We start from the raw sequence: 13,370 nt of genomic DNA, 5'->3' as shown, positions 1-13,370 counted from the left end.
TGCTGTGGTATTAAATTAAATTTGGTGAAGTTGGTTTGTGAACAATCCCCAGAGTTTTAGGTTTCGAATATTTTACGGCGAATAAAAAGATCACCAGATAACAAATAATTGGCAATAAATACGCGTAAGCAATATCAGTATTCGCAACAAATCCCATGATAGGAGGGAAAACTGCGCCTCCAAACATTGCCATTACTAAAAATGACGAAGCTTGTTCAGTTTTGTTTCCGAGTTTTTTTAATCCCAGGCTAAAAATTGTTGGATACATTACGCTTAAAAAGAAGTTCAGCATAATTAAGGCGATAAACGAAATCCATCCGAAACTTTGAGAAATCACAAGACACAAAACAATATTTGCCAGACAATAAATCGCCAGTAATTTGTTAGGTTCGATATAACGCATTAAAAAAGTGCCTATAAAACGCCCAATCATCATCATTGCCATACTTAGCGAAAAATAATACGCCACCTGATTGTCGGCAAGACCTGTTTTTTCGACACCATAATTAATAAAATAAGCCCAGGTTCCGCCTTGTGCGCCAATGTTAAAAAACTGTGCGACAACTGCCCACATAAAATGACGCTGGCGGTATAATGGCGCGTTGATGATAACATCTTGATGTTCAGGTTCATTTGTATCTTGTTCTGTTTCACCATGCGCATTTTTCAACGCAGGAACTTTTACAAACCAAAATGCAATACCTATCGCAAGTATGACACAACCAATAACCATGTATAACGTTTTTACTGATTCCAAACCATCTGCACCTGTTGTAGTCAGGATAAAAAATCCGCCTAACAAAGGTCCAATTATAGCACCCAAACCATTAAAAGACTGAGCAAAATTAATTCGCTGATCGCTGGTTCGTTCATCACCAAGTGAAGCGACAAAGGGATGCGCAACGGTTTCAAGCGTTGCAAGTCCTGACGCAAGAATAAACAAAGCAATCCTGAAATACGAAAAAGATTCATTTTGCGCCGCGGGAATAAATAGAAATGCGCCAAGTGCATAAAGCGACAAGCCCAGCAAAACGCCTTTTTTATAACCGTATTTTTTCATGAATAATCCTGCGGGAATTCCCATAATAGCATACGCGCCAAAAATGGACAATTGCACCAAACCAGATTCGGATTTACTGATGTGTAATACGTTCTGGAAATGTTTATTAAGAACATCGCCCATGGTAATGGCAATTGCCCAGAATAGAAAAAGAGAGATTACAAAAATCAGGGTAATTGTATATTTTTTTTCGGTGAATTTAGCTTCAGACTTCATTTTTGATCTTATTATTCGTTAAATATTTTTCCGTAAACGTCATTTTTTATTTTGAAAGATTCAAAATCGCTCCAGGTATAATTAGGACAAGCGCCTTCTTTTGAAGTGATAAAAGCGCCAAGTGCCGTTGCCTGATTCATAATTTCAATTGGGTCAGCATTTAAAATTCTTTTGGATAAAAATCCGGCTAAAAATGCATCACCGCTTCCTACTGTATCCTGAATGGTTACTGGAACTGCCGGAGCGTCATAATGTTGTTCTCCATTATAGTAAACCGCGCCTTTACTGCCTTTGCTTATCAAAACTTCGTTGATAGTAAATGTGTTCTGGATATAACGAATTCCGTCATCTTCACTGATATAATCTTTGTTTAAAAAGTCAAGGATTAATCGAAGTTCGGCTTTGTTCATTTTAACTAAATCGGCTTTATAAAGAAGGTCTTTTATAACCGGAATCGAATAATGAGGCGGACGAATGTTGACATCAAAAACTTTGAATTTGGCAACTTCCAATAATTCGAATAAAGTATTTCTTGAAACTTCATTTCGTGTAATCAAACTTCCAAATACAAACGCCGATGCGTTGCTTATTTTCTCTGTATAATCATTTCTGAATTCTATAAAATCCCACGCAACAGGCTGGATAATATCATAATGCGCTTCGTTATGTTCATCAATATGTGCAATTACAGTTCCTGTAGGACTGTTAGTGTCGATTTGACTGTCTTCTGTGCTGATATTCCAATTGGTTAATTGAGCCAAAAGATCATTTCCAAGTTTGTCATTTCCTACACGGCTAATCATATGTGCGTCAATGCCCATTCGCATTAAATTATACGCTACATTAAATGGCGCTCCTCCTGCACGTGCTCCTTCAGGGAAAATATCCCATAATACTTCTCCATAACAAAATACAGACGGTTTAGTTAGTTGTTTCATGATTGTTTATTTTTTTTGATTAAACGTTTAAGCAAATTGGTAAATAAAAAAAGTTAGTTAATTTTAGGTTGCGAAGATTGGTCAATATGCAATTCAGCATTCAATACAATGTGTTGTAATGGTGCTAATTGATTTGTAATTTTATTGTGCAAAATTTCTACTGCGGTTGTTCCTATGGCAGCAAGCGGTTGTCTCACAAAAGTTAATGGGGTGGCAAAAAGTTCATAGGCTTCGGTTTCATCAAAAGCTACGATAGCAACATCCTGCGGAATATTTAATCCTAATTTCATGAGTTTTTTAAGTCCGGAAACAGCGAGTTTATTGCTGGTAAAAAATACAGCATCGGGTTTGATTTTTGAATTTTTAAATAAATCCTCAAAACCACTATTAATATCCTGGTCGATATCGTCTTTGTTGATATTCAGGATATTATTTTTTTCGGAAGTCTGTTTTTTCAAAGCATCTTTAAAACCCTGAGTTCTTTGCAACAAATGTTCAAGATGCGTTTTGTAAGCTACAAGATGAATGTTTTTATAGCTATTATTTATAAGATGTTCAGTTACTTTATAACTGATATCGTAGTTGTTGATTTGAATAGTATCGGCTTCAATTTCAGGAAAATGTCTGTCAATCAATACAAAAGGCATTTTTTGTTTTTGTAATTTCTGCAAACAGGCTTTTGTGTTTTCAACGGGCGCAATGATTAATCCATCCGCCTGACGGTCACAAAACATATTGATCAGGCTTTCAAATTTTTCTGCGTTTTCATCAGAACTTCCTATTAATAAGGTGTAGCCTATTTTATTGGCTTCATCTTCAATTATTCTGGCAATTTGCGAAAAGTAGGGATTTGCAATATCAGCTACAATAAGTCCTATAATATGAGTGCGTTGGGTTTTTAGGCTTTTAGCAACATTATTAGGGCGATAATTAAGTTCTTCGGCAGCTTTTTTAACTTTCTCGATGGTATCTTTCCCAATGCGGCTATCAATCTTATTGTTAAGTACATAAGAAACTGAGGCGATAGATACGCCTGCTTTTAATGCTACATCTTTTATGGAAATTCTTTTCACTACATCGATTTCTGAATGCAAATATAATTAAGTTAAACGTTTAAGCAAAACTTTATAATAGAAAAATTAAGGCTTGAAAAGTTAAAAATTGTTATATTTTCAATTTAGATCAAAAAAATAATAGTTATGATAATTTTATTTGGCAGATTTTAAATTATCACCATCTTTAAAATGCAATCGTCTGAAAACGAAACCTGATAAGATCGTTAAGAAACCTACAACCAAAAATGTATAACGAAATGCATTATGAATTTCGTTATGAATTAGTTTTACATCGCCCTGAAATATTTTAAGTACCAAAAGACCAAAAGCAATCCCAAAACCTATTGCTAATTGCTGATTCACAGAAACTAATGAATTCCCACTGCTGGTGTGATAGACTCGTAAGTCGGCAATTGAAATAGAGTTCATAGATGTAAACTGAATCGAGTTAAAGAACCCCAAAACCGATATGATTGGAACATACCAGTAAATGGAAGTATGAATCGACGGAATCGCTAATGCACAAATCAAAGCTCCAATAATAAAAGTATTGACCATTAAGGTTTTACGATAACCAAATTTGTTTAAAATTCCTATCACGGCAGATTTCCCAAACATTGCCGTTAATGCCATTGGCGCAACAATCCAACCAGATGTAACTGCTGATTGTCCGTAAGCAATCTGAATCATCATAGGCAATAAAAGCGGAATGGAACTAAATCCCAAACGTGTCGCTAAATTGCCAATAATCCCAACTCGGAATGTTCTGACCTTAAATAAATTCAAAGGAAAAATTGGATTATTGTCCGTAATGGCGTGGCGATAATACCAATACAACATTAAAAATCCGCCCATTAAAATCAATAAAACTGGCGATACACGAACGGTATTGCCGAATAATTCCAGCGAAATAGATAATAGGAGCGAGGCGGCGGCAAAAATCAAAAAGCCTTTTAAATCAAAATCGATAATGGGCGATTTGTAATCCGGCATGTATTTTAAACTTAAGATTATCCCGATTAATCCAAACGGAATATTGATTAAAAATATCCAGTGCCAAGATAAATAATCAACCATATAACCACCAACAAGCGGTCCTAAAACGGGACCAATTAATGCAGGAATTATGGCAAAGTTCATGGCTTTTAATAATTCATTTTTAGGAAATGTTCTAATAAGAGCCAGTTTCCCTACTGGTGTCATTAAACTTCCGCCAATTCCCTGAACGACACGCGCAATTACAAGATGCGTTAAACTCTGCGAAAGCGCACATAATAATGATCCAATACTAAATAAAAACAAGGCAAAAATAAAGATTCGTCTGGTTCCGAATTTATCAGATAAAAATCCGCTAACGGGCATAAAAAGTGCCAGCGTTAATACATAACTAATAATTGCGTTTTGCATTTCGAGCGGTGATTCGTGTAAATCTCTGGCAATTGAGGTGATCGAAGTATTTAGAATCGTTGAATCCAGCATTTGCATAAAAATAGAAGTTGCCAGAATTATGGGTAATACTTTTTTGGTGGTTTCTATGTTTTGTTCGGCGGGAATTGTATTCATATTCTTAGGGTTGAAACGTTTTAATAATCTACTATCAAAGTAAGAGAATTGGATTATCTCAAATTTAAGAAATCTTATTGTAAAGAGCTTTCTAGTTTTTGAAAGTTTTAATGCAAAAATATTTAACACATAGTTCCAATAGCTATCGGAACATAGATTTCATAGTTTACAAAGATTGTGAATGAGAAACAAGTTTCTTTCACATAGTCGCGAAGCATCGGGCAATGTCATTAAGTTAATGGAAATCTATAAAATCACTTAACAGTTAATCAAGAAAGTAATTAGAAAAAATCCGTTTTTATCAGCGTTTTCGCGTTAGCGAATCAGTAAAATCAGCGTCTAATTTTGACGCGGATAAAACAGATTTACTCGTAAAAACGCGGATAAAAACGGATTTGGTTTGCAATAATTTTATTTTCTAAAGCTTACTTAATGACATTGAGTATAAGGGACGAATTGATTAAAAGTGAAATGCACTTTAAGTTTAAAACATTCCCCATGTTTCTATGTGTTAAAAAGTCAACGTGTTGCCTATTAAATTTTCATCGCATAAAAACCTCCTTAATTGGATTCCTGTAAGAATAAGATTGAATAGTATAAAATAATACGATTCTTGTCAAGTAATTTTAATCGACTGGAAATGAGTGGAATGTTACTCGCTTTAGACAATAAAAATACAAACCTTAAATTTTAATTATGAGCAATACAATCATATTCGACGAATCTAAAAAATTTGTTACCAAAGCATACGGAGCATCAGGAAATATTTTTGGAGGAAAAACTCTGGAACCTATTGAAATAGAAAGGTATAAACCAAAAGTAGACGAAGTTTTAATAGAAATTTTGTATTGCGGTGTTTGCCATTCAGATATTCATCAGGTCAATAACGACTGGAATAATACGATTTATCCGTGCGTTCCGGGACATGAAATTATAGGTAAAGTAATTGAAGCCGGAAGCGGAGTTTCTAAATTTTCTGTAAACGATATAGTAGGAGTGGGCTGTATGATCGATTCTTGTCAGGAATGTAAATCTTGTCAGGATGGCCAAGAACAATTTTGCCTTGGACCAGTTGCGCAAACCATGACGTATAACGGATATTTTAAACCTGATGGTTCTGATTATAATACTTTTGGCGGATTCTCAACACATATTGTTGTCAAAGATTCCTTTGTTTTGAGTATTCCAAATAGCTTAAAATATTCTGCAGCCGCACCTATTTTATGCGCTGGAGTTACTACATATTCCCCGTTAAAACATTGGGGAGTAAAAAGAGGAGATTCGGTGGGAATCATTGGTATTGGCGGTTTAGGACATATGGGGGTTATGATTGCCAGAGCCATGGGAGCAAAAGTTACTGCGATTACAACTAAGGAAGAGAAACGTTCGTTAGCGCTTGAACTTGGCGCTGATGATGTATTGATTTCTGAAGATGAAAAGGCAATGAAAGCAAAGGAAACATCTTTTGATTTTTTACTTTGCACCATTCCTGAAAGTTTTGATATTACACCTTACATCAGTCTTTTAGCACCAAGAGGAACAATTGTAACTGTTGGTTTATTAGGACCTTATAAATCACCAACCAATAATATGGAAGTCGCAAAATTTGGGAGATCTGTTGCTGGTTCCTTAATTGGCGGAATTGCAGAAACTCAGGAAGTGCTGGATTTTTGTGCGGAACATAATATTTTACCTCAGGTAGAAATGATCGATATTAAAGATATTAATAAAGCATTTGATAAAATCAAAGACGAAGAAGTTCGTTTTAGATATGTTATTGATATGGAATCACTTAAAGTAGATTCTGAGAAAGCCTAATTTCTTGATTTTAAATATAGTACGAACTAAATAAATACGCCATGCAAACAAATGAAACTCACGCAATAGTACTAAATGTAAACGGACACGATCATCATCTCCATCTTTTGCCCTGGGTTTCGTTGCTTGACGCGCTTCGGGAAAAAATAGATCTCACTGGAACAAAAAAAGGCTGCGATCACGGGCAATGCGGCGCTTGTACTGTTTTGGTCGACGGAAAACGGGTACTAAGTTGTTTGACACTTGCTGTGATGAAAGACGGTGCAGAAATTACAACTATTGAAGGCGTTGCCGATGGAGAAAATCTGCATCCCGTACAACAGGCTTTTATTGAATGCGATGCTTTTCAATGCGGTTATTGTACGCCTGGACAAATATGCAGCGCGATTGGAATGCTGAATGAAAATAAAGCAAAAAACAGAGAAGATGTTCAGGAATTGATGAGCGGAAATCTTTGTAGATGTGGTGCCAGTAAAGGTATAATCGATGCAATAATGAAAGTGAAAAAACAGGAAAGCTACCATGAATAATTTCTCATACATAAAAACAAACGACATAGGTCAGGCAGTTGCTGAACTCAGCAATGATTCCGGAAATAAAATTGTTGCGGGAGGAACAAATATAAATGACCTTTTAAAATATTTTGTCACTTCGGCAAAAAAACTCGTAGATATAAATCCGGTTATCGATAATCATTCGGTTATTCGTCTTGATAATGGCGGGATCAGAATTGGCGCATTACTTACCAATGCCGAAACGGCCTATCATCCCATTATTGAACAACATTATCCGTTATTATCTAAAGCGATACTTGCAGGAGCATCGGCGCAAATCAGGAATATGGCGACCAATGGGGGAAACCTTTTGCAACGCACAAGATGTTATTATTTTTATGATATTAATACACCTTGCAACAAACGAGAACCAGGTTCAGGATGTTCGGCTATAAAAGGATACAATAGAATTCACGCCATTTTAGGGCAAAGTGATAATTGTATTGCTGTTTTTCCGTCGGATATGTGTGTGGCGCTCGCGGCTTTAGATGCCGTGGTGAATATTACAGGTCCTGAAGGCGACCGGACTTTAGAATTTAAAACCTTTCACAGGCTTCCGGGAAATACGCCGGATCTGGATAATAATTTAAAACAAGGCGAAATTATCACCGGAATTGATCTTCCTGAAATGGGATTTGCAAACAATTATTCGTACTTGAAATTACGTGACAGAGCGTCGTATTCCTTCGCTTTGGTATCTGTGGCAACAGGTTTAGATCTTGAAAACGGAATTATCAAAAACGCCAGAATTGCGCTTGGCGGTGTTGCGCATAAACCGTGGCGCATTCTGGAAGCCGAATATTTCCTGAAAGACAAAGAACCTCTAAGAGAGCATTTTGCCGCTGCTGCGGATATTATTCTCGAAGGTGCAAAAGGTTATGAACATAACGATTTTAAGATTGATCTGGCAAAAAGAGCGATTATACGTAATTGTTTCATGGCGCTTGATCCTGAATCACAGCGTCCGGGGGCAAAACCTTCTTTATAATACATCGAAACCTAAAATTAAAGTTATGACAAAATTACCCTCAATAGGACAACCGATAAACCGTTTAGAAGGCGTTCAAAAAGTTACAGGAACTGCAAAATATTCTGGCGAATATAATGTTGACAATTTATTGTACGGATACGTCGTGAACAGCACGATCACAAAAGGAAAAATAAAGTCAATTGATACCGCTGAAGCTGAAAAACTGGACGGAATAATATCAATTTTGACGCATGAAAACCAACCTTCGACGGCTTGGTTTGATTTGCAATATGCAGATATGGATGCTCCACCCGGAACGGTTTTCAAACCCTTAAAAGACAACGAAATAAAATATAACGGTCAGCCAATTGCTTTGGTCGTTGCCGAAACTTTTGAAATGGCGCGTTATGCAGCACATTTAATAAAAGTGGTTTACACCGAAGAAGAATTTTCAACAGATCTTTCCGGAAACAAAGGCAAAGCCCGAGAACCTAAAAAAGGATTAGCATCGATGTTGAAACCGCCTCCACCAAAACCAAAAGGAGATTTTGGCAAAGCGTATCAGGCATCTTTCGCAAAAATCGAAAGTGATTTTACACACGGAACAGAACATCATAATCCGATGGAAATGTTTGCAACGACTGTGGTTTACGAAGGAAAAGAAAAACTTAAAATATACGATAAAACACAGGGAACCATCAATTCGCAAATGTATGTGGCGAACGTTTTTGGTTTAAAAATGAAAAATGTTCAGGTTATCGCGCCATTTGTTGGCGGAGGTTTTGGTTCAGGACTTCGTCCGCAATACCAGCTATTTATGGCAGTAATGGCTTCGCTTAAACTAAAACGAAATGTTCGTGTTACGCTTGACAGAGCACAAATGTACACGTTCGGACATCGACCGCCAACGCTTCAAACCACGAAATTTGGCGCAGATGAAAACGGAAAACTAAATGCCGCATATCACAAAGCAATTGGGGAAACTTCGCAATTTGAAGATTATGTAGAAACTGTTGTAAACTGGGCGCAAATGCTATATCCTGTAGAAAACACCTTGCTGGAACACGAATTAGTTCCGTTAGATGTTTATAGTCCGCTTGATATGCGCGCTCCGGGCGGAAGCACCGGAATGCATGCCATTGAAATTACAATGGATGAACTTGCCTATAAATTAAAAATTGATCCGCTTGAATTGCGATTGATCAATTATTCGGATATTGATACAACGTCGGGAAAGGAATATTCAAGTAAAGAATTGAAAGAATGTTACTTGCAAGGCGCAGAAAGTTTTGGGTGGAAAAACCGAAATCCGGAACCCCGAAGTATGAAACGCGGCAATAAACTTGTAGGTTACGGAATGGCAACGGGAATCTGGGAAGCAAACCGACTTTTGGCCAGAGCCGAAATCACGATGACAAAGGATTTAAAAGTAGAAATTAAAAATGCCGTAACCGATATAGGAACGGGAACTTTAACGGTAATGACGCAAATCGCATCAGACGAATTAGGATTGCCTATTGAAGATATTACGTTTTTATATGCCGATAGTAAAATGCCTTTTGCGCCCATACAAGGCGGATCTTTCACCGTTGCAACTGTTGGTCCTGCAGTTCAGGAAGCTTGTAGATCAATGAACAAGAGGTTATTTAATAAAGCTAAAGTCCTGAAAAATTCTCCTTTGGCGAAAGCTAAATTTAAAGAGGTAATTTTTGATCAGGGTTTTATAATCCTGAAAAGTGACTTAAATGTAAAAGTGAGTGTAAAGCAAATTTTCGAAGAAAATAATCTAAAAGCAACGCAAACCACAAGTACGGCAATGCCAAATCCTTTACGACACGGAAAAAAAGCGAGAGCCGTTCACAGTGCAGTTTTTGTAGAAGTTGAAGTCGATGAAGAGTTAGGAATGATAGAAGTAAAACGAGCCGTAACCGCCGTTGCAGCAGGAAAAATTATAAATCCTAAAACTGCCGAAAGTCAGATTTTGGGTGGAATGATATGGGGAATAAGTAAAGCGTTGCACGAAGAAACAATTCTGGACAATCGTTTCGGAAAATATATGAACGCCAATCTTGCAGAATATCATATTCCGGTTCATGCAGATGTTCAGGATTTGAAAGCTATTTTTGTAAAAGAAGATGATAATTTTGTCAACGATTTGGGCGTAAAAGGAATTGGAGAAATAGGAATTGTGGGAATGCCGCCGGCAATTGCAAACGCTATTTTTCACGCAACAGGACGAAGAATTCACAATTTACCCATACATTTTGACCAATTGATTTCATAAAAATGATTTTAGAATATTTTCTATTAACCTAATAATTCTACTAAAATGAAAGTATTAAGGAACAATTTATTTTTAATTCTATTGTTGTGTTTCGCTTCAACTTTCGCGCAAGCGCAACAAAATGATGCTTCAAAATGTCGTTATATAAAAACTACAACGGGTTATTTAATGGTTTTACGCCAAGGCGATGATGTATTGGCATTAATCGAAAATCTCGCTCAGCAGGAAAAAATTCCGTTTGCAAATTTTACGGGAATTGGTTTTGGAAGCGAAGTTACATTTGGCTTTTATGATAATAAAGAAAAGAAATTTAATCCGAAGAAATTCGAAAAAGTAGAAATGGGAAATCTCACGGGATCGATTGCCTGGAATGGAGAAAAACCATCCATTCATATTCACGGAATAGCAACCGATGATAAATTCAATGCTTACGGCGGTCATATTTTGGGCTTAAAAGTAGGAACTGGTTCAATGGAAATTTATATCACGCTCAATCAGGAAAAACTCGAACGTAAAATAGAACAACCACTAAATGCGAATATTTTGCAATTGTCTTGTATAAAATAGTTTTTTTGCTGCTTTTGATAGCTCAAATGTCATTAAGTTAAGCTTTTGGGAAATAAAATTAATCTCGCAAAGTCGCTAAGACGCAAAGTTTAAAGTCAAAATGACAAACCTGGGCGATTTTCCGAAAGATTTATTGCATAACATTATTTTTAAGATTAAAAAAATCATTTTATCATTTTAATCTGTGGCAAAAAGAAAATTTCATCTCTGCAAAAAAGAAATTCAAAAGCCTTGTAATTCTGAAAGAGTTTACTGATTTTGTGTAAATTTATTTCACCTCTCAGCAGTATATTTATTTTTTAAATTTTAATGAATTTTTGAAATATATGCTACAAAAACATGGTTTGGTTTTGACCAAAAGAGATTTGGATTTTGAACGTGATGGCGTTCTTAATCCTGCGGTTATTTACGATGGCGGAAAAATCCATATGTTTTACCGTGCCGTTGCCAAAGGCAATCATTCTACAATTGGATATTGCGTTTTCAAAGATCCTTTAACAATTGAAAGTCAGCTTGATGTTCCGGTTTTAATTCCCACACTTCCTAATGAAAAACACGGCGTTGAAGATCCCAGAATCGTCAAAATTGATGATTTGTTTTATCTTTCCTATTGTGGTTATGATGGAGAAAACGCGTTTGGATGTGTTGCCACTTCATCAGATTTAAAAACATTCACGAAACACGGAATCGTTGTTCCGCAAATAAAAGGGTACGATCTTAAAGGATTACTGCAGGGACAACCAGGACTTAACAACAAATATTTTACGCCAAGTACAGGAAGTGAAGGTTATGTCTGGGATAAAAATGTGGTTTTTTTTCCGAGACGAATTAACGATAAATTATACTTTTTACATCGGATTCATCCGGGTGTTCAAATTGCCTGTGTTGATTCGCTTGAGGATTTAACGCCTGAATTCTGGCGCGAATACATGCTGGAATTTTGCAAACATATTGTGCTTGATCCGGATCACGATCACGAATTCTCCTATTTAGGAAACGGCGCTCCGCCAATAGAAACTCCTGAAGGCTGGATATTAATTTATCACGGCGTTCATGATACTGAAAAAGGGCATACATATGTGGCGTGTGCAGCTTTACTGGATTTAGAAGATCCGTCAAAAGAAATTGCGAGGTTGCCTCAGCCACTTTTTGCACCGGATCAGGAATTTGAATTAAACGGTTATGTCAATAATGTGTGTTTCCCAAGCGGAACCGCCGTTATCGATGATGAAATTTATATTTATTACGGTGCTGCAGATGATTGTATTGCCTGTGCATCAATCCCTATGCAGGAGTTACTTGAAGAACTTCTTTCGCATAAAGTTCACATTCCCGAAGAATCTTCAGTTAAGATTTCAACTACTGCTTAATTCATAAAAAAAAACAAAATGCCTATAACTAATTGTACTATAAAAGATTCTGAAATTACCTGGATTGATGTTGTTGACCCAACAAGCGAGGAACTTTCGGCTATTAGTAAAAAGTACAATCTTAATTCCTATGCATTATTAGATTGTCTTGATCCGGATCATCTTCCTAAATTTGAGGAACATAATAATACACATTTCATCATTATAAGAGTTGTAAACGAGAACAAGGAAAAGCTGCAAACGGTTCAGAGCCTGAGTTGTAAAATTGCGATTTTTTATAACGAATCCTTTATCATCACATTGCACCGTACCTCGCAGCCCTTAATTGCTGCTGTAAAACAAAATTTTGTTGATACCGGAAAAGTGAAAACCAGCACAGGAATCGCGATTCATATTGTGCGTGATGCATTGCATTCATTCGAACAGCCGGCTATAAATCTTTCTAACGAAATTGACGGTTATGAATCGAAATTATTTCTGAAGAAAAATATCGCGACAGATATGATCGAGGCAATTTATTACCTGAAAAACAGGGCAGGGCTATATAAAAAGTTGCTCTTGTTAAGTAATGAAGTGGTGAATTCCATTCGGGCAGAAGGAGAAGAAGCTCCGGCACTTCGCGATGTTCACGATTTACATACTAAACTTTTGATGCTCAACGATCAGGTTCAGGAAGATGCCAAAGAATTACTCAATATTTATCTTTCATTATCTGCCAGAAAAACAAATGAAGTGATGAAAGTATTGACGGTATTTTCGGTTTTTTTCATGCCATTGACTTTTATAGCAGGAATCTACGGAATGAATTTCAAATTTATGCCGGAACTTAATTATTACTATGCATATCCTATTACAATGATTGTAATGGTGGTGGTTTCGATCGTTATTTTTCTTTGGTTTAAAAGAAAGAAATGGCTTTAGTTTTGCGAATTTTTTACCACAGATTTTAAATGCTTTAAGAATTTTACCGCAGAG

General features: G+C 36.3%; 11 protein-coding genes. 7 read left to right on the top strand and 4 right to left on the bottom strand.

Translation table 11 applies throughout. The features are described 5' to 3' along the window. Positions 1-10 precede the first annotated feature (10 nt). The 4 genes from KHA90_RS00215 to KHA90_RS00200 all read right to left on the bottom strand — a co-directional run bounded on the left by KHA90_RS00215 (position 11) and on the right by KHA90_RS00200 (position 4,832). Positions 11-1,276: a sugar MFS transporter gene (locus tag KHA90_RS00215; protein WP_213293561.1), complete on the bottom strand. Its 1,266-nt coding sequence runs from the start codon at positions 1,274-1,276 to the stop codon at positions 11-13. 11 nt (positions 1,277-1,287) lie between these two features. Further along, positions 1,288-2,214 (bottom strand): carbohydrate kinase family protein, encoded by a 927-nt coding sequence (locus KHA90_RS00210; protein WP_213293559.1) that lies wholly within the window; start codon positions 2,212-2,214, stop codon positions 1,288-1,290. Between the two features lie 53 nt (positions 2,215-2,267). Next, entirely contained in the window at positions 2,268-3,287 is a 1,020-nt protein-coding gene (locus KHA90_RS00205) for a LacI family DNA-binding transcriptional regulator (protein ID WP_213293557.1), read from the bottom strand. 135 nt (positions 3,288-3,422) lie between these two features. After that, on the bottom strand, positions 3,423-4,832 hold the full coding sequence (locus KHA90_RS00200; protein WP_213293555.1) for an MFS transporter: 1,410 nt from the start codon (positions 4,830-4,832) through the stop codon (positions 3,423-3,425). A 696-nt stretch (positions 4,833-5,528) separates the two neighbouring features. Here KHA90_RS00200 and KHA90_RS00195 point away from each other — a divergent pair. The 7 genes from KHA90_RS00195 (at position 5,529) to KHA90_RS00165 (ending at position 13,316) form a co-directional block, all read left to right on the top strand. Further along, on the top strand, positions 5,529-6,650 hold the full coding sequence (locus KHA90_RS00195) for an NAD(P)-dependent alcohol dehydrogenase (RefSeq protein ID WP_213293553.1): 1,122 nt from the start codon (positions 5,529-5,531) through the stop codon (positions 6,648-6,650). 41 nt (positions 6,651-6,691) lie between these two features. After that, a complete protein-coding gene (locus tag KHA90_RS00190; RefSeq protein WP_213293551.1) occupies positions 6,692-7,180 on the top strand; it encodes a (2Fe-2S)-binding protein in 489 nt (162 codons plus the stop codon). After that, positions 7,173-8,192, top strand: a complete 1,020-nt coding sequence (locus tag KHA90_RS00185; RefSeq protein ID WP_213293549.1) for an FAD binding domain-containing protein — start codon at positions 7,173-7,175, stop codon at positions 8,190-8,192. Before KHA90_RS00190 ends, KHA90_RS00185 begins: the two co-directional genes overlap by 8 nt. 25 nt (positions 8,193-8,217) lie before the next feature. Next, entirely contained in the window at positions 8,218-10,458 is a 2,241-nt protein-coding gene (locus KHA90_RS00180; protein WP_213293547.1) for a xanthine dehydrogenase family protein molybdopterin-binding subunit, read from the top strand. Between the two features lie 45 nt (positions 10,459-10,503). Next, entirely contained in the window at positions 10,504-11,025 is a 522-nt protein-coding gene (locus KHA90_RS00175; RefSeq protein WP_213293545.1) for a PPC domain-containing DNA-binding protein, read from the top strand. Between the two features lie 326 nt (positions 11,026-11,351). Beyond that, positions 11,352-12,395 (top strand): glycoside hydrolase family 130 protein, encoded by a 1,044-nt coding sequence (locus tag KHA90_RS00170; protein ID WP_213293543.1) that lies wholly within the window; start codon positions 11,352-11,354, stop codon positions 12,393-12,395. Between the two features lie 18 nt (positions 12,396-12,413). Beyond that, positions 12,414-13,316: a magnesium transporter CorA family protein gene (locus KHA90_RS00165; protein WP_213293541.1), complete on the top strand. Its 903-nt coding sequence runs from the start codon at positions 12,414-12,416 to the stop codon at positions 13,314-13,316. The last annotated feature ends 54 nt before the right edge of the window (positions 13,317-13,370 follow it).

Source organism: Flavobacterium psychroterrae (assembly GCF_018380615.1).
Lineage (GTDB): Bacteria > Bacteroidota > Bacteroidia > Flavobacteriales > Flavobacteriaceae > Flavobacterium > Flavobacterium psychroterrae.
Note: the sequence above shows the minus strand (reverse complement) of the source record. Positions and strands in the feature narration are given on the sequence as shown.